This window comes from Streptomyces sp. NPDC089799, assembly GCF_040684755.1.
GTDB lineage: Bacteria > Actinomycetota > Actinomycetes > Streptomycetales > Streptomycetaceae > Streptomyces.
Map to the genome: position 1 here is coordinate 68902 of NZ_JBFBGR010000004.1, position 23600 is coordinate 92501.

20 protein-coding genes are annotated in these 23600 nt (G+C 73.0%); 11 read left to right on the forward strand and 9 right to left on the reverse strand.

The window, feature by feature from the left end; genetic code table 11:
• Nucleotides 1–109 precede the first annotated feature (109 nt).
• Entirely contained in the window at nt 110–1741 is a 1632-nt protein-coding gene (locus AB0O36_RS04930; protein ID WP_365104134.1) for a succinic semialdehyde dehydrogenase, read from the forward strand.
• A gap of 149 nt (nt 1742–1890) precedes the next feature.
• On the forward strand, nt 1891–3642 hold the full coding sequence (locus tag AB0O36_RS04935) for a GMC family oxidoreductase (RefSeq protein ID WP_365104655.1): 1752 nt from the start codon (nt 1891–1893) through the stop codon (nt 3640–3642).
• Nucleotides 3643–3702: 60 nt separating this feature from the next.
• Here the strand turns inward: AB0O36_RS04935 and AB0O36_RS04940 are convergent, their stop codons facing one another.
• The gene (locus AB0O36_RS04940; RefSeq protein ID WP_365104137.1) at nt 3703–5367 is read right to left on the reverse strand and encodes a hypothetical protein; all 1665 of its coding nucleotides are present in this window, start codon (nt 5365–5367) and stop codon (nt 3703–3705) included.
• A 443-nt stretch (nt 5368–5810) separates the two neighbouring features.
• Nucleotides 5811–6230, reverse strand: a complete 420-nt coding sequence (locus AB0O36_RS04945) for a chorismate mutase (protein ID WP_365104658.1) — start codon at nt 6228–6230, stop codon at nt 5811–5813.
• 182 nt (nt 6231–6412) lie between these two features.
• Between AB0O36_RS04945 and guaA the strand changes: the two genes are divergently transcribed.
• The 4 genes from guaA (at nt 6413) to AB0O36_RS04965 (ending at nt 10880) form a co-directional block, all read left to right on the forward strand.
• The gene (gene guaA / locus AB0O36_RS04950) at nt 6413–7993 is read left to right on the forward strand and encodes a glutamine-hydrolyzing GMP synthase (protein ID WP_365104140.1); all 1581 of its coding nucleotides are present in this window, start codon (nt 6413–6415) and stop codon (nt 7991–7993) included.
• 106 nt (nt 7994–8099) lie between these two features.
• Nucleotides 8100–9008: a class II aldolase/adducin family protein gene (locus AB0O36_RS04955; RefSeq protein WP_365104660.1), complete on the forward strand. Its 909-nt coding sequence runs from the start codon at nt 8100–8102 to the stop codon at nt 9006–9008.
• 102 nt (nt 9009–9110) lie between these two features.
• Entirely contained in the window at nt 9111–10376 is a 1266-nt protein-coding gene (locus AB0O36_RS04960) for a hypothetical protein (protein ID WP_365104143.1), read from the forward strand.
• A gap of 24 nt (nt 10377–10400) precedes the next feature.
• Nucleotides 10401–10880 carry a DoxX family protein gene (locus AB0O36_RS04965; RefSeq protein ID WP_365104145.1) on the forward strand — a complete coding sequence of 160 codons (480 nt, stop codon included), beginning with the start codon at nt 10401–10403 and terminating at the stop codon, nt 10878–10880.
• Here AB0O36_RS04965 and AB0O36_RS04970 read toward each other — a convergent pair.
• Nucleotides 10826–11050 (reverse strand): hypothetical protein, encoded by a 225-nt coding sequence (locus AB0O36_RS04970; protein ID WP_365104147.1) that lies wholly within the window; start codon nt 11048–11050, stop codon nt 10826–10828. The genes AB0O36_RS04965 and AB0O36_RS04970 overlap by 55 nt on opposite strands.
• Nucleotides 11037–12353, reverse strand: a complete 1317-nt coding sequence (locus AB0O36_RS04975; protein ID WP_365104150.1) for a PspC domain-containing protein — start codon at nt 12351–12353, stop codon at nt 11037–11039. Before AB0O36_RS04975 ends, AB0O36_RS04970 begins: the two co-directional genes overlap by 14 nt.
• A 143-nt stretch (nt 12354–12496) precedes the next feature.
• On the opposite strand from AB0O36_RS04975, the gene AB0O36_RS04980 reads away from it, so the two are divergent.
• Nucleotides 12497–13795, forward strand: coding sequence for a PspC domain-containing protein (locus AB0O36_RS04980; RefSeq protein ID WP_365104153.1), 1299 nt, complete (start codon nt 12497–12499; stop codon nt 13793–13795).
• Between the two features lie 13 nt (nt 13796–13808).
• On the forward strand, nt 13809–14492 hold the full coding sequence (locus AB0O36_RS04985; protein ID WP_365104155.1) for a response regulator transcription factor: 684 nt from the start codon (nt 13809–13811) through the stop codon (nt 14490–14492).
• Between the two features lie 43 nt (nt 14493–14535).
• Here the strand turns inward: AB0O36_RS04985 and AB0O36_RS04990 are convergent, their stop codons facing one another.
• The 3 genes from AB0O36_RS04990 to AB0O36_RS05000 form a co-directional block, all read right to left on the reverse strand.
• Nucleotides 14536–15612, reverse strand: coding sequence for an NlpC/P60 family protein (locus AB0O36_RS04990; protein WP_365104158.1), 1077 nt, complete (start codon nt 15610–15612; stop codon nt 14536–14538).
• Nucleotides 15613–15732: 120 nt separating this feature from the next.
• Nucleotides 15733–16086, reverse strand: coding sequence for a hypothetical protein (locus AB0O36_RS04995; RefSeq protein ID WP_365104160.1), 354 nt, complete (start codon nt 16084–16086; stop codon nt 15733–15735).
• 23 nt (nt 16087–16109) lie between these two features.
• On the reverse strand, nt 16110–17030 hold the full coding sequence (locus AB0O36_RS05000; RefSeq protein ID WP_365104163.1) for an alpha/beta hydrolase: 921 nt from the start codon (nt 17028–17030) through the stop codon (nt 16110–16112).
• A gap of 145 nt (nt 17031–17175) precedes the next feature.
• On the opposite strand from AB0O36_RS05000, the gene AB0O36_RS05005 reads away from it, so the two are divergent.
• Complete coding sequence (locus AB0O36_RS05005; protein WP_365104164.1) at nt 17176–17523, forward strand: helix-turn-helix domain-containing protein; 348 nt, start codon at nt 17176–17178, stop codon at nt 17521–17523.
• A 12-nt stretch (nt 17524–17535) separates the two neighbouring features.
• Entirely contained in the window at nt 17536–20103 is a 2568-nt protein-coding gene (gene pcrA / locus AB0O36_RS05010; protein WP_365104166.1) for a DNA helicase PcrA, read from the forward strand.
• Between the two features lie 160 nt (nt 20104–20263).
• On the opposite strand, the gene AB0O36_RS05015 is transcribed toward pcrA, so the two are convergent.
• The gene (locus AB0O36_RS05015; RefSeq protein WP_365104169.1) at nt 20264–21952 is read right to left on the reverse strand and encodes a peptidoglycan DD-metalloendopeptidase family protein; all 1689 of its coding nucleotides are present in this window, start codon (nt 21950–21952) and stop codon (nt 20264–20266) included.
• 221 nt (nt 21953–22173) lie between these two features.
• Nucleotides 22174–22974: an alpha/beta fold hydrolase gene (locus tag AB0O36_RS05020; RefSeq protein WP_365104171.1), complete on the reverse strand. Its 801-nt coding sequence runs from the start codon at nt 22972–22974 to the stop codon at nt 22174–22176.
• A 197-nt stretch (nt 22975–23171) separates the two neighbouring features.
• On the opposite strand from AB0O36_RS05020, the gene AB0O36_RS05025 reads away from it, so the two are divergent.
• A complete protein-coding gene (locus AB0O36_RS05025; RefSeq protein ID WP_365104174.1) occupies nt 23172–23573 on the forward strand; it encodes a cobalamin B12-binding domain-containing protein in 402 nt (133 codons plus the stop codon).
• Nucleotides 23574–23600 lie beyond the last annotated feature (27 nt).

Here is a 23600-nt window from a genome sequence, read left to right on the forward strand (position 1 = left end):
GCCAGAGCGAAGCGTTCCGGCCGACCGTGCCACCGATTGCTGGCATGAATCCGAAAATGCGGTTACCACCGGGTACCCAAAGTCATCCGGGCGCAATACGCTCACCCGCATGACGGACTTGCAGGCCCCCGCCGCCCCGCTCCGGACCGCGCCGGAGCCCACCAATCCGGTCGCCGCCGCCCCGGCAGGCGCCCGTACGGCCGCCGACGTGGTCACCCCCGAGCTGGTGGCCCGGCTCACCCGCGGGGCGGCCGGCTCCGGGCGGACCGCCAACCACACCCCCTTCACCGGGGCCGAGCTCGCCGCGCTCCCGGAGGCCACGGCCGAGGACGTCGCCACCGCCTTCGAGCGGGCCCGCGCCGCCCAGCCCGCCTGGGCGGCCCTGCCGGTCCGCGCGCGGTGCGGCGTACTGCTCCGCTTCCACGACCTCCTGCTCGCCCGCCAGGCCGAGATCCTCGACCTGATCCAGCTGGAGACCGGCAAGGCCCGTCTGCACGCCTACGAAGAGCTGATGGCCGTCGCCGTGGCCGCCCGCCACTACGGCCGCAAGGCCCCCGCCTACCTGCGGCCCAAGCGGCACACCGGCGCCGTGCCCGTGCTCACCAAGGTCACCGAACTGCGCCAGCCGCGCGGGGTCATCGGCCAGATCGCGCCCTGGAACTACCCTCTGGAACTGTCGGTCGGCGACGCGCTGCCCGCCTTCGTCTCCGGCAACGCGGTCGTGATGAAGCCCGACACCGAGACCGCCCTGACCGCCCTGTGGGCCAAGGACCTGCTGATCGAGGCCGGGCTGCCCGCCGCGGTCTTCCAGGTGGTGATCGGCGAGGGACCGGTGGTCGGCCCCGAGGTGGTCCGGCACGCCGACTACGTCTCCTTCACCGGCTCCACCCGCACCGGCCGCGAGGTCGCCAAGGGCGCGGCCGCCCGCCTGGTCGGCGTCTCGCTGGAGCTCGGCGGCAAGAACGCCATGCTCGTCCTGCACGACGCCGACGTGGAGAAGGCCGCCCAGGGCGCCGTCCGCGCCTGCTTCTCCTCCGCCGGCCAGCTCTGCATCTCCATCGAGCGGCTGTACGTGCACGCCTCGATCGCGGACGCCTTCCTGGAGCGGTTCGCCGCCCGCACCCGGGCGATGCGCCTCGGCGCCTCCCTCGCCTACGGCGCGGACATGGGCTCGCTGGTCGGCGAGCGCCAGCTGGAGACCGTGACCAGGCACGTCGACGAGGCCGTCGCCAAGGGCGCCACCCTGGTGGCCGGCGGTGCGGCCCGCCCCGACATCGGCCCGCTGTTCTACGAGCCGACCATCCTCGACGGGGTGGAGGCGCCCATGGCGGTGTGCGCCGAGGAGACCTTCGGCCCGGTCGTCTCCGTCTACCGGTTCACCGACGAGGACGAGGCGATCGCGCTGGCCAATGCGACCCCGTACGGCCTGAACTCCAGCGTGTGGACCAAGGACGCCCGGCGCGGCCACGCGGTCGCCGCCCGGCTGCGCACCGGCACCGTCAACATCAACGAGGGCTACGCGCCCACCTACGGCAGCGTGCAGTCGCCGATGGGCGGCATGAAGGAGTCCGGACTGGGCCGCCGGCACGGCTCCGAGGGGATCCTCAAGTTCACCGAGGCGCAGACCGTCGCCCACCAGCGGCTCCTCCCGATGGCGCCCTCGCTCGGCATGGACGACGAGAAGTACGCCGCCCTGATGACCCGCGGCCTCAAGGTCATGAAGGCCCTTCGCATGCGCTAGGAGTTGCGCCAGTGTCGTTCGGCAAGGAGCACGACCGGAAGCACGACGAGCACAACGGCCCCCACGGCCAAGACCACGGCCAAGACCACGGTCACGACCCCGACCACGACTCCGCCTACGACCCCGACTACGACTACGACTACGACGTCATCGTCATCGGATCGGGATTCGGCGGTGCCGTCTCGGCCCTCCGGCTGACCGAGAAGGGATACCGCGTCGGCGTCCTGGAGGCGGGCCGCCGCTTCACCCGCGACGCCCTCCCGCGGAACTCGTGGGACCTGCGGAACTACCTGTGGGCGCCCGCCCTGGGCCTGTACGGGATCCAGCGGATCCACCTGCTCGGCAAGGTGATGGTGCTGGCCGGCGCCGGGGTCGGCGGCGGCTCGCTCAACTATGCCAACACCCACTACGTGCCCCCGGCGGCCTTCTTCGAGGACCGGCAGTGGTCCGGCATCACGGACTGGCGGGAGGAACTGGCCCCCTACTACGACCAGGCCAAGCGGATGCTCGGGGTGCGGCTCAACCCGACCATGACCCCTTCCGACGTCCACCTGAAGTCGGTCGCCGAGAAGATGGGCGTCGGCGACACCTTCCACCTGGCCCCGGTCGCCGTGTTCTTCGGGGACGGCCGGGACGCCGACGGCAGGTCCACCGCCCGGGCCGGCGAGGAGGCGCCCGACCCCTACTTCGGCGGGGCCGGACCCTCTCGGAAGGCGTGCACCGAGTGCGGCGAGTGCATGACCGGCTGCCGGCACGGCGCGAAGAACACCCTCAACGAGAACTACCTGCACCTCGCGGAGCGCGCGGGCGCGGTCATCCACCCGATGACCACCGTGACCGCCCTGGCCGAGCACCCCGGCGGCGGCTACCGGGTCCGCACCGTCCCCACCGACGACCGGCGGCGCGGCCGGGCGAAGGTGCTCCGCGCCCGGCAGGTCGTCCTCGCGGCCGGGACGTACGGCACCCAGACCCTGCTGCACACCATGAAGGACCGCGGGGAACTCCCGCGCCTCTCCGGCCGGCTGGGCGACCTGACCCGGACCAACTCCGAGGGCCTGGTGGGCGCCCAGACCGATGACCGGCGCTACCGCCGCAAGTACGGCCGGGACCGGCGGGCGGACTTCACCCGGGGCGTGGCGATCACGTCCTCGGTGCACCCCGACGAGGACACCCACATCGAGCCGGTCCGCTACGGCAGGGGATCCAACGCGATGGGGCTCCTGACGGTCCTTCAGGTCCCTTACACCAAGCACCGGGTGGCCGCCTGGTTCGGCCGGACCGCCGCGCACCCGGTGCAGCTGCTGCGCTCGCTGTCCACCCGGCGCTGGTCCGAACGCACCATCATCGGCCTGATCATGCAGTCGGTGGACAACTCGCTGACCACGTACCGCAAGCCGCGCGGCATCGGGAAGGGCCTGCTCACCGCCCGCCAGGGCCACGGCGAGCCCAATCCGACGCAGATCGAGGACGCCACCCGCACCGCCACCCTGCTCGCCGAGGAGATCAACGGCTTCCCCGGCAGCAACGTGGGCGAGCTGATGGGCACCCCGATGACCGCCCACTTCCTCGGCGGCTGCCCGATCGGGGCCTCCCCGGAGGAGGGCGTGGTGGACCCCTACCACCGGCTGTACGGCTACCCGGGCATCTCGGTGGTGGACGGTTCGGCGGTCTCCGCGAACCTGGGCGTGAACCCCTCGCTGACGATCACCGCCCAGGCGGAGCGGGCCATGTCGTACTGGCCGAACAGGGGTGAGGCCGACCCGCGGCCCGCGCAGGGTGCGGCGTACGAGCGCCTCTCGGCGGTGGAACCGGCGAGCCCGGTGGTGCCGAAGGACGCCTTCGGCGCGCTCCGGCTGCCGTTCCTGGCGGTCCCGGAGGTCCCGCCGAAACGGCGGCCGTGACCAGGAAGGCGAGGAGCGCGCCGGCCCGTGACCCCCGTGCACCGGCCGACGCGCTCACCTTCAGGCCCGCCCGGTGCGGCGGCGTACGGCGAGCACCAGGGCCGCGCCGGCGGCGATGACGGCGGCGGCCGCGCCCCCGAGCAGCAGTGCCGAGCTGCCGGTGTTGCCCAGCTGCCCGTCGGGCGCGGGCGTGCCGGTGTCGCCGGTGGCGTCGGGGGTGGGCGTCGCGGACCCGGAGGCGGAGGAGGTCGGCGACGGCGTCCCGCTGCCGGTCGGGGTCGCGGTCGGCGTCGGGCCCGTGCTCGCGCTCGGCGAGGTGCTGGTCGTGGGCGACGGCGAGGTGGTGACGGCGTCCACGGTGAGTGCGGCGGTGTTGTTCGCCGGCTTCACCTCGGTGGCGGGTGCGCCGCCGCCCCAGGTGTTCCATCCGACGGTGAGCGAGCCCTTGGCGCCCTCGACCACCTCGTCGATCTTCAGCTCGAACGGGAAGTCGATCTTCCGTTCCCAGAAGAGCCGCTGGCCGCTCTCGCAGATGTACCGGCGGGCGGGGGAGGTGCGGGGGAGTTCGGCACCCTTCTCGTCGACGGGCCGGCAGGCGTCCGGGGCCTCGGCGGCCGAGACGCCCTCCGGCAGCCGTACGTCGAAGAAGGCTCCGGGGAAGGCCCGGGAGTCGACGTTGCTGTCGTACGGGTTCTCCATCCACCCCGGGCCGTAGTTCCGGAAGCCGAGCGGAACCTTCACCGTCCGGCCGGGACGCCCGGTGACGGCGGTGTCCCGGACCGCGAGGTCGGCCGAGTTGGCGACGGTGAACCGCTCGCGGTGGTGGTTGTCGCCGGGGGTGAGGTCGGGGGTGCGCAGGGCGTTCGGGGCCGGACGCGGCACCAGCTCCAGCTTCGGCTTCGGCCGCTGCGGGATCCTGTACTCCAGGTTGTGGCCGACCTGGTAGAAGAGGTCCTCGCGGAAGGCGCCGGAGTTGGCCGTGAGACCCAGCGGGGTCGTCGGCGAGACCTCGTAGGTGGTCCCGGGCAGGAAGTCGCCCTCCACCTGGCAGACCACCCGCCACTTCTCGTCGCGGCAGTTGCCGTAGTCACCCTCCAGGGTCATGCCGTGCGAGGTGTAGATGCCGAACTCGATCGCCTTGAGCGGGACCGTGCCGGCGTTCCGGATGACGGGCCGGAGCCGCTGCCGCTCACCGACGGCAGGGTCGGCCTTGAGGGGGAGCTTCTCCAGGGCGAGGTCGGTCCCGTTCACGGTGACGGTGGTCGTGCCGGAAGTGAAGGTGCCGTTGGCAGCCCGGCCGGTGACGGTGATCTTGCCGGATTCGTCGCCCCGCGTGCCCTTGGCGGCCGTGACGTCCAGGGAGACCACGTCCTGGTCCGAGGCCCCCTTCTTCACGCAGACCACGGCGGCCCCGCCCAGGAGACAGCCCTTGTTGGCGGGTACGTCGGGCAGCGCGACGTCCGCGATGCCCTTGATCCCGCTCAGGTCCACCCGGTACGCGGCGTCGACGGGAGGTCGGGCGGAATCGCCGGACACCGCGAAGTCGACGCGCATCGGGGTGGCGTTCCCGGCCTCCTTGTATGGGCTCAGGAACAGCTCTTCGTAAGGGGTGTACAGACGGTAGTCGTACCCCGTGGCCCCGTTGGCCCCGGCAGCCCCGGCCGGCACCGCGGCCCCGGCGCCGATCAGGCCGGCGGCGGCCAGCAGGGAGAGTCGCTTTCTCATGTCCGTCGAGACCGGCACCCCCGCGTCGGAGCTGCACGTTCCGCCGTGTGATCGAGGACACACCCGCCTGCAGGCTTTTCCGTACAACCATCGGGACCGGTGGCGGGTCATCCAGGTGCGATCGGTGGGGACCGCGCTCGGAGGGGGAGCGCGGTACCCGCCCCGACCGTGCCGCGGACCCCGGGGGGAGTCCGACGCGGACCCCGGGGGGAGTCCGCGGAAGGCGACGGAACGGCCGGCCCCGGGCGTCCCCGGAGCCGGCCGTCCTTCATGAGGTGACCGGGCTGCTGTCCCCTGCCGTCCGGTCACGCGCCGCAGCGAGGTCCCACGACGCACGCTCCACGGGGCGTACGTCTCATCGCTCCGGCGGAGCCACGCGTGACACCCTCACCAACGAAGGCGCCCGGGGCCGGTCACGGTCCGTACGGGTGACGAACAGGCGCTCAGACCCGGCCGCGGCACAGCTCCAGCAGGGTCATCGCCAGCGAGGTGCCCGGCTTGCCCAGGGCCTCGCTCCAGTGGCCGAGGACCTCCATCTCGCGGGACAGGTGCACCCGGCGCCCGCCGGAGGTGATCCGGGCCTCCTGGATCACGGCGGAGACGGCCATCCGCTCCTGGATCAGCCCGATGATCCGGTCGTCGATCGCGTCGATGCGGGCACGGGAGTCGGCGATCAGCTGCTCGGGGGTGGTGGTGACGGTGCTCATGGGTCTCTCCTGCGGTGTCCGGTGTGTCTCGGGTCGTGGTGTCGGTGTGTTCGGGGGTGTCCGACAGGAGGTGCGGGAACGCGAGAGCGCCCCGGTCCTGTCGGACCGGGGCGCTCTGCGAAGTCTGCGGCTCAGGCGAGCATCACGCGGACCCATGGCGACCGGACCGACCGGTGCCATAGGTAAAGAGGAAGCTCAGCTGCTCGCGCACGGTACGGATTATTACAACGGGGGCTCCGCCCGGCCAAGCAGGTTCGGATGGTGAGACGAATCGGGCCACCCGTCCCCCGTTAGAATCGACAACACACAACACCCTCTTTCCGCCGGAAGGCCGCCCCGTGCCAGTCGCATCCTCCGCCGCACCGGACGTCGTCCTCGTCGTCGACTTCGGCGCGCAGTACGCCCAGCTCATCGCCCGCCGCGTCCGTGAGGCCCGGGTCTACAGCGAGATCGTGCCCAGCACGATGCCCGTCGCCGAGATGCTGGCGAAGAACCCCAAGGCGATCATCCTCTCCGGCGGCCCGTCCTCCGTGTACGAAGAGGGCGCCCCGCAGCTCGACCGCGCCATCTTCGAGGCCGGGGTCCCGGTCTTCGGCATGTGCTACGGCTTCCAGCTGATGGCCACCACCCTCGGCGGGACCGTCGACAACACCGGCGCCCGTGAGTACGGCCGGACCCCGCTGTCCGTCAGCAAGCAGGGCTCGACCCTGTTCGAGGGCACCCCCGAGCACCAGTCGGTGTGGATGTCCCACGGCGACGCCTGCTCCGCCGCCCCCGAGGGCTTCACCGTCACCGCCTCGACCAACGTCGTGCCGGTCGCCGCCTTCGAGAACGACGAGAAGAAGCTGTACGGGGTCCAGTACCACCCCGAGGTCATGCACTCCACGCACGGCCAGCAGATCCTGGAGCACTTCCTCTACCGCGGCGCCGGCCTCGCCCCCAGCTGGACCACCGGCTCCATCGTCGAGGAGCAGATCGCGGCCATCCGCGAGCAGGTCGGCGACAAGCGCGCCATCTGCGGCCTGTCCGGCGGCGTGGACTCCGCGGTCGCCGCAGCCCTGGTCCAGAAGGCCATCGGCTCCCAGCTGACCTGCGTGTACGTCGACCACGGCCTGATGCGCAAGGGCGAGACCGAGCAGGTCGAGAAGGACTTCGTCGCCGCGACCGGCGTCCGGCTCAAGGTCGTCGACGCGCAGGAGCGGTTCCTCAGCGCGCTCGCCGGGGTCTCCGACCCCGAGGAGAAGCGCAAGATCATCGGCCGCGAGTTCATCCGCGTCTTCGAGCAGGCCCAGGCCGAGATCATCGCCGAGGCCCCGCACGACACCCCGGTGGAGTTCCTGGTCCAGGGCACCCTGTACCCGGACATCGTCGAGTCCGGCGGCGGCACCGGCACCGCCAACATCAAGTCGCACCACAACGTCGGCGGTCTCCCCGAGGACCTGGAGTTCAAGCTCGTCGAGCCGCTGCGCCAGCTCTTCAAGGACGAGGTCCGCATGGTCGGCCAGGAGCTCGGCCTGCCCGACGAGATCGTCCAGCGCCAGCCGTTCCCCGGCCCCGGCCTGGGCATCCGCATCGTCGGCGAGGTCACCAGGGACCGCCTGGACCTGCTGCGCGAGGCCGACGCCATCGCCCGCGAGGAGCTGACCTCGGCCGGCCTGGACCGCGAGATCTGGCAGTGCCCGGTCGTGCTGCTCGCCGACGTCCGCAGCGTTGGCGTCCAGGGCGACGGCCGCACCTACGGCCACCCGATCGTGCTGCGCCCGGTGTCCTCCGAGGACGCCATGACCGCGGACTGGACGCGCATGCCGTACGAGGTCCTCGCGCGGATCTCCACCCGGATCACCAACGAGGTGCCGGACGTGAACCGCGTGGTCCTGGACTGCACCAGCAAGCCCCCGGGCACCATCGAGTGGGAGTAGTCCCACCCGGTCCTCCGGGACCACCCGGTCCTCCGGGACCACCGGGGTGCCCCGTGCACCCGCCGAAGCCGCCGTCCCCCTCCGGGCCGGCGGCTTCGCCGTTCCTCTGGCCACTTGCGGCCCCCGCCGGTACCTTGCGCGGGCCACGTCGACCGAGGAGGGGACCATGCCCGACCAGCCCGAGCCGGTGCCCGAGGAACGGCTGGCCTTCGACCTGCCGCCCGTGTTCCGCACGGCCGCCGAGGAGCGGGGGCACCGCAGGCGGCGGCTGGCCGGGGCGCTGCGCGTGTTCGGGCGGCTCGGCTACGAGGACGGGGTCGCCGGGCACATCACCGCCCGCGACCCCGAGTTCGACGACTGCTACTGGGTCAACCCCTTCGGGCGCCCCTTCGCCACGCTGACCGCCGGGGACCTGCTGCTCGTCGACGGGGACGGCCGGGTGCTGCGGGGCGCCCGGCGGGTCAACCAGGCCGCCTTCGCCGCGCACGCGGCCGTGCACCGGGCCCGGCCCGAGGTGGTGGCCGTGGCCCACACCCCCACCCCGCACGGCCGGGCGCTCGCCGCGCTCGGTGAGCTCCTCGCCCCCATCGGCCCGGAATCCTGCGCCTTCTACGAGGACCACGCGCTGCTCGACCAGTACACGGCCCTGGCCGGCGACCCCGAGGAGTGCCGCCGGATCGCGTTCGCGCTGGGCCCCCGCAAGGCGCTGATCCTCCGCAACCGCGGGCTGCTCACGGTCGGCACCTCGGTGGACGCGGCCGCCTGGTGGCTGGTCGCCATGGACCGGGCCGCCCGGGTGCAGCTGCTCGTCCGGGCCGCGGGCAAGCCGGTGCCCGTGGACCACCGGAGCGCCGTCGCCGGCCGCGAGCGGCTCGGCACCGACCTGGCGGCCTGGGTGAGCTTCCAGCCGCTCCGGCACCTCGACGGCCCGGATGGCCCGGACGGCCCGGACGCAACGGAAGCCGCGGACGCAACGGAAGCCGCGGGCGACACGCCGGTGACGTCAACATCATGAACGGTTAATCACCTGCTCTGACATCGTGCGCAATCCGGAGCACTGCCGCAGTGGTGCACAATTCGCAGGCACTGCACCGTAGTTCAGAGAGGCGGCACGTTCGTGGCTGTCCAAGAGATCCACCGAACCACCCACGGCGGCGGCTGCACCTGCGACGACTGCCCGCACGGAGCGCGCGAGGGCCACCGCCGCGCGGTCGAGGCGTTCCTGGAGAAACGGGACGGGTTCGCCGCCGGCGAGGGCCTGCCCGCCGCCGTGGCCCGCTCGGCCGGGGCCTCCCGCCAGTGGGTCTCCGACGAGCTGACGCTGTCCGCCCGTACGGTCGCCGACCGGGGCCGCGAGGCCGGGCACTCCTGGCTGTACCTGCTGTCCCGGCGGGCCGTGCTCGCCGTGTGGATCGCCGCCGGACTGCTGCTGGTGGTGCAGGTCGGCACCGCGCTGGGGACCGGCTGGTCCACCGCGCGGACCGCCGGACTGCTGGCCGCCCTGGCGCTGGCGGGGCTGCTCACCGTCGCCGCCCGTGCGCAGACCCTGCGCGGCGGGCTGCTCGCCCCGCTGGTCGGCGAGGACAACCGGCTGTCCACCTCCAAGGCGGTGCCCTGCGCCTGGCTGCTGCTCATCGCGTTCGCCGCGCTGCTGCCGGCGCTCCGGCTCGCCGCCTCCGGGCCCGGCGCGGAACGCGACGCCCTGGCCGAGGGCCTCGGACTGCGGCAGGCCGTCCCGCTGCTGGCCGTGCTCGCGCTGACCTCCGGGGTGGCCGTCCTGGTCCGCCGGGTGGTGGCCGTACGGATCATGCGGCAGCGGCTGCAGAAGCTGCCCGCCGACCGGCCGCGCGGGGTGGACCTGCTGACCGACGACGCGGGCCGCGGCAGCCTGCCGGACGCGCAGTACGTGCTGGTCTCCACCGTGGTGCTGGCCTACGCGGCGGTGTCGCTGGCCCGCTTCCCCGACCGGCTGCCCCGGCTGCCGTGGGCGCTGGCGCTGCTGGTGGCCCTGTCCGCGACGGTGTACCTGGCCGCGAAGTACGCCGAGGGCAGCCGCCCCCTGGTCCTGTCGGTCGTACGCACCCGGGAGCCGGGGGACCTCGACGGGGCCGTGCGCACCGGGGACGACATCGAGATCCGAGGCGTGGGCTTCGTCCCGCCCGGCGCGCAGACCCCGGAGATGCTGGCCCGGCTGGTGGTGCGGATCGGAGCCGTGCACGTGCACGTGCCGCTGGTGCCGGTCGCGGGAGGCTTCACCAACCCGTCCGACACCGTGCTGATCGTTCCGGTGCCGGCCGAGGTGGAACCGGGCAGCACCGCGGTGCAGGTGGTGACCGCGGCCGGGGTGGAGTCCAACTGCTGCGTCATCGACGTCGCCGAATGACCGTGCCTGCGCTATGCATGGGATGTGATCCCCACTGAGCTCAGAGAGCGGGCCGCCCGCCACGCGCTGCTGCCGCTGCGCCTCTTCCTCGGCGTGACCTTCGTCTACGCCGGTCTGGACAAGCTGACCGACCCCGCCTTCCTGTCCGACTCGGGGACCGGGTCGATCGGCGACCTGATGCGCGGGGTCCGGGACACCTCGGCCGTGCCCTGGCTGGTGGACCTCGCCCTGAAGTCCCCGGTCGGCTTCGCGGTGGTGCTGGCGATCGGGGAGCTCCTGGTCGGGCTGGGCACGCTGGCCGGGCTGCTGGCCCGGATCGCGGCCCTCGGCGGGGCACTGATCTCGCTGAGCCTGTGGCTCACGGTGAGCTGGCAGGTCACCCCGTACTACTACGGCAATGATCTGATCTACCTGATGGCGTGGCTGCCGCTGGTCCTGGCCGGGGCGGGCTACCCGTCGCTGGACGAGCTGATCCGGTCGCGCCGGTCCCGCCGTACGGCGTAGGTGACCAGGCCGAGCAGGGCCGCCAGGGACAGGCCGCCCATGGTCAGCGGGACGATCACCCACCAGGCCAGGTCCGCCTCCCCGGTGGCGTCGAGCAGGTAGAGCACGCCGGCGGTGAGCAGGGCCAGACCCGCGACCATCCGCCCCGGCTGGAACTCATGACGTCGCACGGGCCACCTCCACCTGTCCCACACCCGCGGTCAGGTGCAGCTCGATCGTTCCGCCGGCCTCGGTGCCGGGGGCGGGCGGCAGGGTCGCCGCCCGGTGCTGGTCGCGCACGCCCTCGATGCGGTCGGCGCGGTCGCCGGGCATCCGGACGTCGCCGACCCGGACCTTCACGTCCGCCTCGGCGGTGACCTCGCGGGGCAGGATCACCTTGAGCCGGCCCGCCTTGATGGAGGCGTTCACCCCGAGGGTGGTGCCCTTGGCCACGTCCAGCCGGCTCAGGTCCAGGGTGGCCAGCCCGGTGCCCGCCGTGTACGACGGCTGCACCTCGGCGACGGCTGCGGGCCGCCAGTCGACCCGCCGGAAGTCGGTGCCGATGTCCCGGGGGAGCGCGGCGGACGCGCCGAGCAGCCCCGCGGTCACCAGGGCCAGCACGACGGTGCCCAGCCCCAGGCGGCCGAACAGCGAGCTCACCAGCAGGCCGATGCCGAACACCGTGAGCGCGCAGGCCAGGCCGAGCTGCAGGGCGTGGCCGAGGGGTTCGCCGTGCCAGTTCGCCGCGGTGACGGAGATCCCGGTGACCAGCGCCGCGGTGAACACCTGTCCGGCGATCCGGTGCCGCGGTGCGCGGGGCGCCCGCGACGGTCCCTGCTCCTTCCCCTGCCGCCCGTGCGGTCCGCCGCTGCCCGGTGGCGGCGTCCCGGCGGAGTCGTCGGGACCCCACAGGTAGCCGGTGCCCGGCGCCCCGGTCTTCACCAGTGGGTCCCGCCACCAGGAGGGGCTGCCCGGGACGGGCGGTGCCTGGGCCTCCGGCGGGACGTCGACCCGCGGACGGTCCCCGGCCGGCTCCGCCTCTGAGGTGCCGGCGGCCGGCGCGTGCCGGCGGCGCTGAGACCAGTAGGCGGCACCCGCGACGGCCGCGATGACCAGGACCGAGAAGCCCCCGATCCCCCCGTTGTCGAGGAGGGTCAGGAACAGGGCGCAGCCGACCAGGGCGGCCAGTACGGCGGCCAGGGTGCCGCCCTCGATCCGGCCGGTGAGCAGCTTCCTGGCCTCGCTGTCCTCCTCGCCCTCCGCGGGTACGAACAGCCAGGCGAAGCCGTAGAAGATCAGGCCCAGGCCGCCGGTGAGGGCGAGCACGCCGAGCACGATCCGGAAGACCACCGGGTCGAGGTCGAAGTGCCGGCCCAGGCCACCGCACACGCCCGCCAGCACCTTGTCGCGCTTGGCGCGGCGCAGCGGGGGGAGCGGGGGGCGGTCGGCGGCCGGGTCCCGGTCCGTCGGCGGGGCGTCCTGGGCTCGGTTCATGCGTCCATGGTGACGGGCCCGCCGGGCCGCCGGAATCGGGCCCTACCCTGGCAGAACCCTGAGAAACCCCCGAGGCGGCCCCGCCGAAAACCGGGGGGCTTACCCGATGTGCGGACGGCCGCGCCCGTGTGACCATCGGTGACATGCCAGCAGTCGCCGCCCCCGCCGGAACCCCGCACGCCCCCGAGGACGGGGACCATCCCGCGCGCAAGCTCTACCGCAGCGCCGACGGGCGGATGCTCGGCGGGGTCGCGCGCGGCCTCGCCGGACACCTGGGGCTGCCCGTGGTCTGGGTGCGGCTGACCTTCTTCGGCCTGTTCATCTTCGGCGACGGGCTGGGCGTCCTCCTCTACGCCGCGTTCTGGGTGTTCGTCCCGCTGGGCGTCGGCGGCAAATCGGCGGGCCACTCCTTCTTCGAGAAGCTGCCCGACGGCCGGCGCCGCCTGCGCACCCTCGACAAGGGGCAGGTCGTCGCGTTGGTGGTGCTCGCCGCGGGGATCGCGACCTTCGCGGGCAAGGTGCAGGCCGGCGGGGACAACGGCCGCTACCTGTGGCCCACCCTGCTGGTCGGGGCCGGCGTGGTGCTGGTGTGGCGGCAGGCCGACAACGCGCGCCGCGCCCACTGGACGGCCGCCGCCGGGCGCAACGCCCGGCTGCTCCAGGCCGGCCGGGCGCTGGCCGGGGTCGCACTGGTCGGCGTGGGCCTGACCGTCTTCATCGTCGTGCGGGGTTCCGCCGCCCAGCTGGGCAACGTACTGACGGCGGCCCTCGCGGTGCTCGTCGGCATCGCGCTGCTCGCCGGACCGTGGCTGATCCGGATGACCCAGGACCTCTCCGAGGAACGCCTGATGCGCATCCGCGCCCAGGAGCGTGCCGAGGTGGCGGCGCACGTGCACGACTCCGTGCTGCACACCCTCACCCTGATCCAGCGCAACGCGGAGGACGTCGGCGAGGTGCGGCGGCTGGCCCGGGCCCAGGAGCGGGAGCTCCGGAACTGGCTGTACAAGCCCGAGGGCACCGGCAAGGACGAGGAGGAGGAGCCGGCCACGCTGGCGGAGGCGGTGAAGAAGACCGCCGCGGCGGTCGAGGACCACCACGGTGTCCCGATCGAGGTCGTGGTCGTCGGCGACTGCCCGCTGGACGAGAAGCTGGGCGCGCTGGTGCAGGCCGCGCGCGAGGCGATGGTGAACGCGGCCAAGTACGGTGGCGAGGGCGGCCCGGTCCAGGTGTTCGCGGAGGTGGAGGGGCGGACGGTGTTCGTGTCCGTACGGGACCGGGGTCCGGGCTTCGACATCGACGCGGTGCCCGGCGACCGGATGGGCGTACGAGAATCGATCATCGGCCGGATGCAGCGCAACGGCGGGACCGCCCGGCTGCGGTCCGCGGCGGGCGGCGGTACGGAAGTCGAGCTGGAGACGGAGAGGGCGGCGAGCGCGCAATGAACGGGGAGACGCGATGACCGGGGAGAACGCGCAGGATCGGCACGTGCGGGTGGTGCTGGTCGACGACCACCGCATGTTCCGCACGGGGGTGCAGGCGGAGATCGGCGAGACCGGCCGGACCGGGGTCGAGGTGGTCGGCGAGGCCGCAGACGTCGACCAGGCGATCACCGTGATCACGGCCACCCGCCCCGAGGTGGTGCTGCTGGACGTGCACCTGCCGGGCGGCGGCGGGGTCGAGGTGCTGCGGCGCTGCGCCCCGCTGATGGGGGCGGCCGAGAACCCGGTGCGGTTCCTGGCGCTGTCGGTCTCGGACGCCGCGGAGGACGTCATCGGGGTCATCCGTGGCGGGGCCCGCGGTTATGTCACCAAGACGATCACCGGCACGGACCTGGTGGATTCGATCTTCCGGGTGCAGGAGGGGGACGCGGTGTTCTCGCCCCGGCTGGCCGGTTTCGTGCTGGACGCGTTCGCGTCGACGGACGCGCCGCCGGTGGACGAGGACCTGGACCGGCTGACCCAGCGCGAGCGGGAGGTGCTGCGGCTGATCGCGCGCGGGTACGCGTACAAGGAGATCGCCAAGCAGCTGTTCATCTCGGTGAAGACGGTCGAGTCGCACGTCTCGGCGGTGCTGCGCAAGCTCCAGCTCTCCAACCGGCACGAGCTGACGCGGTGGGCGACGGCCCGGCGCCTGGTCTGACCGTCCCGTCGCGTTCCGTCCTGCCCCGGGCCGGGTCTTCGGATCACGCGGGGCGGGCGGCGCCCGCCCACGGCATCGAGTCGACCGGGGCGAGGCGGACAGTGGAGCCCGGGCGGGGGGCGTGGATCATCTGGCCGTTGCCGACGTAGAGCCCGACGTGGGTGATGCCGGAGTAGAAGAAGACGAGGTCGCCGGGGGCGAGTTGGCTCCTGGCGATCCGCCGGCCCGCGTTGATCTGGGTGTACGTGGTGCGGGGCAGCGAGACTCCGGCCGAGCGCCAGGCGGCCTGGGCGAGCCCCGAGCAGTCGAAGGAGCCGGGCCCGGTCGCCCCCCACACGTAGGGCTTGCCGATCGCCCCGTAAGCGAAGGAGACCGCGCGGGCCGCACGGGATCCGTCGGCGGGCGGCGCGGGGCGGGCGGCGGACGGGGTGCGGTTCCCGGCGGCCGGGGCACCCTGCGGTGCGGTCGCCGGGCCGGAGTCGGGGTCCATGGCCTCGTAGCGGGCCCGCTCCTCGGCGGTCAGCCGGTTGAGCAGGCGCCGGGCGTCCTCCAGCTTGCCCTCCGCGGTGCGCTTGTGGCGGGCGAGTTCGGCCTGCCGCTCGCGGAGCTCGGCGAGCCGTCCGGCGGCCTCCGCGCGCAGCCTGCCGACCTCGTCGAGCCTGCTGCGGACGGTGGCGAGGTCGGCGGCGCTGCGGTCCCCGGCCCGGTCCAGGAGGGCCGCCCGGTCCAGGTACTCCTGCGGGTCGTCGGAGAGGACCAGCTGCAGGGCCGGGCCGAGGGCGCCGCTGCGGTACTGGGAGGCGGCCAGGGAGCCGAGGGCGTTGCGGGCGGTGTTGAGGCGGTCGGTCGTGCGGGCGGTCCGGTCGCGCAGTTCCTCCAGGGACCGTTCGGCCCGGTCGGCCTTCTCCTTCGCCCCGTTGTACTGCTCGGTAGCGGCCTCGGCCTCCTCGTAGAGCCGGTCCACCCGTTCCTTGACCTGGTCCGGGGTGAGCCGGGGTTCCGCCTGCGAGGAGCCTTCGAACGCGGTGGCGGTGGCAGCGCCCGCCAGGGCGAGGGTGGCGGCCTTCCGGATGGTGCCGCCGGAGAGCGGGCGCTGCCTGGGCTTTCGATGACTGGCCACGGAGTGCGTCCTTCCGTTCGTCTTGAGGGAGGACGCTAAACCTGTGGGTAACGGGCAGATGGCGAAATGATCCGAACTGATCGGACGTGACCGGTCGGCGTCGTTCGGCGTCGTTCGGTGTCAGGTCCAGAGAACGGCGATGAAGATGTTGGCGAGGGTCAGTCCGCCGACCGCGGCGAACGGTCCTTTCTCCACCCGCTCCTCGTCCCGCTTGACGTAGACCAGCGCGAGGACCACGAACAGGACCGCCAGCTTCACACCGATCTTGATGTGGTTGACCGGGTCGCCGTCCATCTCGCGGAAGCCGACCAGGAGCACACCGGTCACCAGCATGGTCAGCGCACCGTGCAGCATCCCGGGCGAGAAGCGGGCGGTTCCCGCGCCCATCGCCTTCATCTGGGTCAGGAAGCCGCCGAGCAGCGCGGCGATGCCGATGATGTGCAGGCCGACGAAGGCGTTGGTGAGTACGTCCATGCGCCCGAGCGTACGGGGGGCCCTCAGCGGCCGAAGAAGCGGACCAGCTCCTCGGTGACCGCCTCCGGCTGCTCCTCCGGGAGGTAGTGGCCGCAGTCGTCGACGCGCACCACCCGGGTGTCGGTGCCGTGCGAGGGGATCACGGCGGCCAGGCTGTCGTGGTTGCTGCGGTCGCCGCCGAGGGCCAGCAGCGGGTGCGGCACCGGCGCGTAGCCGGCGAAGTCGGCGATGTCCTGTGCGAAGGCCCGGTACCAGGCGTTGCCGGCCCGGATGGCGTCCGGGGTGTCGTAGGCGCGGGCGTAGACCTCCCGGGAGAGCGGGGGGAAGCTCCCGTCGGGGTCGGCGGCCAGCTCGTCGATCAGCCGGTCCAGGAGCAGCCGGAAGCGGCCGGCCAGGAGCTGCTCGGGCAGGCCCTCCACCTGGTTGAAGGCGAACCACCACAGGAAGTGCCCGCCGCCGGGGCGCGGGATCAGGGGCATCTCCGCCCAGCCGGCGTCGGGGTGCGGGACGTCGAGCAGGGCGATCCTGCGGGTGGCCTCCGGGTGGTTGGCGGCGTGCGCGTAGGCGACCATCGCGCCGATGTCGTGGCCGGCCAGGTGGGCGGAGCCGATGCCCAGGTGCCCCAGCAGGGCGTGGACGTCGGCGGCCATCGTCTTCTTGTCGTACCCGTCGGCGGGCTTGGCGGAGCCGCCCATGCCGCGCAGGTCCACGGCGATCACCCGGTGCCGGCGGGCGAGGGCGGGCATCACCCGGTGCCACTGCCACCAGGTCTGGGGCCAGCCGCCGAGGAGGACCAGGGGCTCGCCGGAGCCGCCGTCCACGTAGTGCAGGCGGGTGCCGTTGACCTCGGCGTGCCGGCTGGTGAAGCCGCCGTCGAGGGAGGCCGCGAGGGCGGCGTCGGAACGGTTCGGGGGGATGGCGGGCAGGGCGGGCGTGGCGGGCATGGCGGTTCCTCACGTCGGTGGGCGGCCGCCGGGACCGGCGGATTGACCATACGAAGATCTCGAACGATCAAAACCGTACGAGATCCTCGTACGGTTGGTCAACGGATCGGCCGGCTTCCGTACGAAAACTGCGTACAGTGGAGTCATGCCTGCCGCTCACGAGCTGACCCACCCCGGGGCCGGGGAGATCGACCTGGTCGGCGTCCTCGCCGCCCTCGGGCACCCCGTACGGCTGGAGATCGTCCGCAAACTGGCCTCGCTCGCCGACGGCGAGGAGGCGTTCTGCGGCGAGGTCGTCCCCGACCTGGCCCGCTCCACCGTCACCCACCACCTGCGGACCCTCCGCGAGAGCGGGGTGCTCTGCCAGCGCCCGCGCGGCCGCAAGCTCTTCCTCGCCCTGCGCCGGGACGACCTGGAGGCCCGCTTCCCCGGACTGCTCGGTCTCGTACTCGATTTTTCGGGGCGGGAACCGGCTGTCGGCGCCGAGCCCTAAACTCGTAAAGCGATGAGCAGCCTCTTTGACGACAGCTTCCTGGCGGACCTCTCCCCCTCCGACGAGGAGCCGCCCCCGCCGCCCGAGGAGTACGCGTACGCCCCGGAGCCCGGCGCGGACGACCTCTTCGAGGGCCACTTCGACGCGCCCATGAGCGGCGACCGGTACTACCGGGACGGCTCGGCGAAGCCCGTCATCGACCCGGCCACCCTGCTGGACGGGCTCAACGAGCAGCAGCGCGCCGCCGTGGTGCACGCCGGGTCCCCGCTGCTCATCGTGGCCGGTGCCGGCTCCGGCAAGACCCGGGTGCTCACCCACCGCATCGGGCACCTGCTGGCCGCCCGCGACGTCCATCCCGGCCAGATCCTGGCGATCACCTTCACCAACAAGGCCGCCGGCGAGATGAAGGAGCGCGTCGAGGGCCTGGTCGGCCCCCGCGCCGGCGCCATGTGGGTGTCCACCTTCCACAGCGCCTGCGTGCGCATCCTGCGCCGCGAGTCCAAGAGGCTCGGCTTCACCTCGTCCTTCTCGATCTACGACGCGGCCGACTCCAAGCGCCTGATGGCCCTGGTCTGCCGCGACCTGGACCTGGACCCGAAGCGGTTCCCGCCGAAGTCCTTCAGCGCCAAGATCTCCAACCTGAAGAACGAGCTGATCGACGCCGAGGCCTTCGCCGACCAGGCCGCCGACGGCTTCGAGAAGACACTCGCCCAGGCGTACGGGATGTACCAGTCGCGGCTGCGCGAGGCCAACGCGCTCGACTTCGACGACATCATCATGACCACGGTGCATCTGCTCCAGGCGTTCCCGGACGTCGCCGAGCACTACCGCCGCCGCTTCCGGCACGTGCTGGTCGACGAGTACCAGGACACCAACCACGCCCAGTACACGCTGGTGCGCGAGCTGGTCGGACCCGGCTACCCGGACCTCCCGCCGGCCGAGCTGTGCGTCGTGGGTGACGCCGACCAGTCGATCTACGCCTTCCGCGGCGCGACCATCCGCAACATCCTCCGGTTCGAGGAGGACTATGCGGACGCGACCACGATCCTGCTGGAGCAGAACTACCGCTCCACCCAGACGATCCTGTCCGCGGCCAACGCCGTCATCGAGCGCAACGAGAACCGCCGCGCCAAGAACCTGTGGACCGACGCCGGCACCGGCGTCGGCATCACCGGCTACGTGGCCGACACCGAGCACGACGAGGCGCAGTTCGTCGCCGACGAGATCGACCGGCTCACCGACGCGGCCGACGCCAAGGCGGGCGACGTCGCCGTCTTCTACCGCACCAACGCCCAGTCCCGGGTCTTCGAAGAGATCTTCATCCGGGTCGGCCTGCCCTACAAGGTCGTCGGCGGCGTCCGCTTCTACGAGCGCAAGGAGGTCCGGGACATCCTGGCCTACCTGCGCGTCCTGGCGAACCCCGAGGACAACGTCCCGCTGCGCCGCATCCTCAACGTGCCCAAGCGCGGCATCGGCGAGCGCGCCGAGGCGATGATCGACGCGCTGGCGGCCCGTGAGCGGATCACCTTCCCGCAGGCGCTGCGGCGGGTGGACGAGGCGTACGGGATGGCCGCCCGGTCCACCAACGCCGTCAAGCGGTTCAACGCGCTGATGGAGGAGCTGCGCACGGTCGTCGAGTCCGGCGCCGGCCCCGCGGTGGTGCTGGAGGCCGTCCTGGAGCGCACCGGGTACCTGGCCGAGCTCCAGGCGTCGACGGACCCGCAGGACGAGACCCGTATCGAGAACCTCCAGGAACTGGCCGCCGTGGCCCTGGAGTTCGAGCAGGCGCGCGCAGGCGCCGACGCGACCGAAGCCGGAGCGGTCGAGGCAGGCGGGGCGGAGGCCGGCGCGGCGGCGGCGCCCGGTGCCGCGGCCGGCACCCTGGCCGAGTTCCTGGAGCAGGTCGCGCTCGTCGCCGACTCCGACCAGATCCCGGACGAGGACGAGGAGGGCACGGGCGTCATCACGCTGATGACCCTGCACACCGCCAAGGGCCTGGAGTTCCCGGTGGTCTTCCTGACCGGCATGGAGGACGGGGTCTTCCCGCACATGCGGGCACTGGGCCAGACCAAGGAGCTGGAGGAGGAACGGCGGCTCGCCTACGTCGGCATCACGCGCGCCCGCGAGCGGCTGTACCTGACCCGGTCGAGCATGCGCAGCGCCTGGGGCACCCCCTCGTACAACCCGCCCTCCCGGTTCCTGGAGGAGATCCCCGACCAGTACCTGTCGTGGAAGCGGACGGGACCGGCGCAGAAGCCGGCCGGCCCGCTGCGCGGCGGCGCGGTCGGCGGCCGGACCGGCGGGCGGGCCGGTGGCACGGCCACCTTCGGGACCTCGCCGGAGGCCTTCCTGTCCTCCTCGCGGTCGAAGTCCGGCCCGTCCGGCTTCGCCACACGGCGGAGCGCCGACAAGCCGGTGATCGCGCTGGCGGTGGGGGACCGGGTCACCCACGACCAGTTCGGCCTGGGCACGGTCATGGAGGTCCGGGGAGCGGGCGCGGACGCGCAGGCGACCGTGGACTTCGGGGACGCCAAGCCGAAGCGGCTGCTGCTGCGCTACGCGCCGGTGGAGAAGCTCTAGGGGAGCGGGAGGCCCGCGCGGGGTGCGCCCGCGCGGGCTTCACGGGGTCGGTCGGCGCGGGGCGCGTCCGGTTGGGCTTCGCGAGTCCGGCCCGCGTCGGGATGTGCCGCGTCCGGGCGATCCGGGTCCGGGCAGGTGGCGTCCGGGGGGCCCGCGCCCGCTAGTTGGGGTTCAGGCCGTGCTTGCGGAGCCAGGCGGACGGGTCGATCGGGCCGCCGCCGCCCGGCCGGACCTCGAAGTGGAGGTGCGGACCGGTGGAGTTGCCCGAGTTGCCGGAGTACGCGATGACGTCGCCGGCCTTGACCTTGCCGGACCGGATCTTGGTGCTGCTGAGGTGGCAGTACCAGGTCTCGGTGCCGTCGGGAGAGGTCACTATGGCCATGTTGCCGTAGGCGCTGTTCCACTGGGTGCGCACGACGCCGTCGGTCGCGGACATCACCGGAGTCCCGTAGGAGACCGGGAAGTCGATGCCGGTGTGCACGGACATCCACATGCCGCCGGCCTGTCCGAACCCGGCGCTGAGGCCGTGCTGCGCGACCGGGAGCGCGAACTTGGGGCGCAGGAGCTCCTTGCGGGCCGCTTCCTCGGCCGCCTTCTTGCGCGCCTCCTCCTGGGCCACCTTCAGGTCGATGCGCTCCTGGGTGCGGCTGGCGCGGTCCGCGAAGTCCCCGGCGTCGGCGCTGAGCGCGGTGAGCTGGGTGTCCAGCTTGTTGTTCACGGCGACCGGCTTGACCGCGGACGGGTCCGAAGCGGCCAGCGAGGTGACTTCCTCGGCCGGCTTCTCGCCGCCGGTCAGACCACCCACGGAGGCGGCCGCGACGCCCGCGACCCCCATGACGCAGACGGAGGGAACCGCCACGGTCAGCAGGGCGGAACGCTTCGCCGGGGTCCGGCGGCGGTTCGCGCCGGCGGCCTTGGAGCCGGTCTTGGCGACGTTCCGGGAGCCGCCCTTGCCGGCGGCGCGGCGGGCCGCGCGCGGTCCGGGATCGGCGTCGGGTCCGGCCGCCTGCCGGGGCATGGCCCGCGTCTCGGCGGCATGCAGGGCCGCGTCGGCGTCGTAGGACTCGTCGCCGGACTCGTCTTCGGCCGCGTCGGACTCGCGGAACTGCAGCGGCTCGGCCGGTGCGTCGTGGTCCTCAAGGCCGTCGTGGCCGTCGTGCTCGGGCGTGATGACCTCGAACACGGCGGTGGGCTGCGGCTGCTGCCCGTACTCGGAGGCGTACTGCGCGGACGGGTCGGCGTACTCGGCGTACCCCTCGAACCCGGCGTACTCCGCGGCCTGCGGGGCGGTGTGCCCGGCGGTGTGGTCGGTGCCGTATCCGGTGCCGGTGCCGTAATCGGCCTGGTGGGCATCGGTGTTGGCGACGGTGTAGGGGTCGCTGAACCCGGTGCCGTAGGCGCCGCCGGCGTCGTACTCGGTCTGGTAGCCGGTGCCGTACGCGAACTGCTGGGGCTGCTCCGCCTGTCCGGCGGTGTTCCACGCGGTCGCGTCGTAGGCGCCGGTCTCCGTGGCGAAGCCGGGCATCGCCCACTGGCCGGAGGCGTCGTAGGCGAAGGCCGTCTGCTGGTGGTCGGCCGCGACGGGGGCCGCGTAGCCCCACTGGCCGGTGGTGTCCCCGGCGGAGGCCTGGTTCGGGATCGCGGAGGCCCAGGCGCTGCTGTCGTAGGCGCCGGTGGCCGTGCCGTAGGGGTCGTACGAGGTGAATCCGCCCGTGAACCCACCGGTGGCACCGAGGCCTTGGGCCTGCGTTTCGTAGGTGCCGTAGCCCGGATCGCCGGCGAAAGTGGTGGTGGAAAGGCCGTCGTACCCGTTATCCGGGTAGTGGCCCGACGATGGGCGGTCGTTCACCAACTTCTCTTTCGCCTCGGCAGTGGGGGGCCTGGGTGGCCGGGGCTGATGGGACCCCGGGGGGAAGCAGTGGCGTGACTGTACCCGGCGGTTCGCGGCGACGACAATCTTCGGCGGGTTTCCACCCTTCAGGAACCGGGCATTCGGCCGTCTTTCGGTCGCGCTGAGGGAGAGCCTTGGCCTTGAGTTCGAAATTCGTTCGACTTCCGGGGGGCTCTCGTCTACGCGACGGAAGCGGTCCCGGGGAGGCCGGGGAGGCCCCGGACGGGCCCGTCGAGGACCTGCCGGACCGCGGAGATGACCGCCGGGTGGGCCGGCAGGGCGAGATGCCCTATGCCCGTGACCTGCACGTTCGCCACGAGCAGATCGGGGTGCTCGATGCGGGCCGTGCCCGTCGGCGCCATGACGGCGTCGAACTCGCTCCAGAACGCCACGCAGCGGGTGCGGCAGCCCGGCGCGGGTGCGCGGAGCTCCGCCATCACCGGCGAGTCGGGGCGCATCTGGCGGACCACCGGGTGCACGTCCATGAAAGGGGCGACCGCGGTGCCCGCGTGCGGGGTACCCAGCGTCACCAGTGTGCGGACCCGGGCGTCCCCGCCGAGGCGCTGCACGTAGTACCGCGCGACCAGCCCGCCGAGGCTGTGCCCGACCAGGTCCACGCGCTGGTGCCCGGTGCGTGCGCAGAGTTCCTCGACGCGGTGGCCCAGCCGGCGGGCGGCCGTCCGCAGGTCGGCGGTGAGAGGTGAGTAGTTGTACGTCTCCACCCGGCGCAGCCCGTGTGCCGCGAGGGCGCGCCGCAGCAGGACGAAGACCGAGCGGTTGTCCCCGAACCCGTGCAGCAGCAGGGCCGGCGGGCGCACACCGGGGTCCGCCGACGGCGCCGGCCGCGGTTCCTGCCGCACCCCGGTGGGGTAGAGGAGGAGGTGGCCGGCGAGCACGATCAGTTCGAGCGCGGCGGCCCGGAGCGCGGCCCCGGAGGCGGGGGCGGAAGCGGGAACGACCCGTGCGGGCGACAGCCCCATCGACGCCCTCCCCCGATGACGGACGCCGTCCCCGCTGCGCGTGCCGACGGCGCCACCGTGCCGTGCGGCTGGCGGCACAGTGGCGCCTGCGCCCCCGTACGGTGCTTGCTCTCTGTGATTTCCCCCTCGTGGTTGACCGCGAAACGGTGTCGTGCGGGATGCTGTGCTTAACGTTCGTTCACTCGGGAGGCAGTGCGATGGGTGTGACCGGTCCGATCCGTGTGGTGGTGGCCAAGCCGGGTCTCGACGGCCATGACCGCGGGGCCAAGGTGATCGCGCGCGCCCTGCGCGACGCCGGCATGGAGGTCATCTACACGGGCCTGCACCAGACGCCGGAGCAGATCGTCGACACCGCCATCCAGGAGGACGCGGACGCCATCGGCCTGTCGATCCTCTCCGGCGCCCACAACACGCTGTTCGCGCGCGTGCTGGAGCTGCTGAAGGAGCGGGACGCCGAGGACATCAAGGTGTTCGGCGGCGGGATCATCCCGGAGGACGACATCGCGCCGCTGAAGGCCAAGGGCGTCGCCGCCATCTTCACCCCGGGCGCGACCACCACCGCGATCGTGGACTGGGTCCGCGAAAACGTCCGCGCGTGAATTGTGTTCCTCCCGGCGTGACGAATG

Excerpts from the sequence above, each read along its gene's own strand:
- AB0O36_RS04930 (WP_365104134.1), top strand. The coding sequence starts at position 110 with ATGACGGACTTGCAGGCCCCCGCCGCCCCGCTCCGGACCGCGCCGGAG.
- AB0O36_RS04940 (WP_365104137.1), bottom strand. The coding sequence starts at position 5,367 with ATGAGAAAGCGACTCTCCCTGCTGGCCGCCGCCGGCCTGATCGGCGCC.
- AB0O36_RS04945 (WP_365104658.1), bottom strand. The coding sequence starts at position 6,230 with ATGGGTCCGCGTGATGCTCGCCTGAGCCGCAGACTTCGCAGAGCGCCC.
- AB0O36_RS04975 (WP_365104150.1), bottom strand. The coding sequence starts at position 12,353 with ATGAACCGAGCCCAGGACGCCCCGCCGACGGACCGGGACCCGGCCGCC.
- AB0O36_RS04980 (WP_365104153.1), top strand. The coding sequence starts at position 12,497 with ATGCCAGCAGTCGCCGCCCCCGCCGGAACCCCGCACGCCCCCGAGGAC.
- AB0O36_RS04985 (WP_365104155.1), top strand. The coding sequence starts at position 13,809 with ATGACCGGGGAGAACGCGCAGGATCGGCACGTGCGGGTGGTGCTGGTC.
- AB0O36_RS04995 (WP_365104160.1), bottom strand. The coding sequence starts at position 16,086 with ATGGACGTACTCACCAACGCCTTCGTCGGCCTGCACATCATCGGCATC.
- AB0O36_RS05000 (WP_365104163.1), bottom strand. The coding sequence starts at position 17,030 with ATGCCCGCCACGCCCGCCCTGCCCGCCATCCCCCCGAACCGTTCCGAC.
- AB0O36_RS05005 (WP_365104164.1), top strand. The coding sequence starts at position 17,176 with ATGCCTGCCGCTCACGAGCTGACCCACCCCGGGGCCGGGGAGATCGAC.
- pcrA (WP_365104166.1), top strand. The coding sequence starts at position 17,536 with ATGAGCAGCCTCTTTGACGACAGCTTCCTGGCGGACCTCTCCCCCTCC.
- AB0O36_RS05020 (WP_365104171.1), bottom strand. The coding sequence starts at position 22,974 with ATGGGGCTGTCGCCCGCACGGGTCGTTCCCGCTTCCGCCCCCGCCTCC.
- AB0O36_RS05025 (WP_365104174.1), top strand. The coding sequence starts at position 23,172 with ATGGGTGTGACCGGTCCGATCCGTGTGGTGGTGGCCAAGCCGGGTCTC.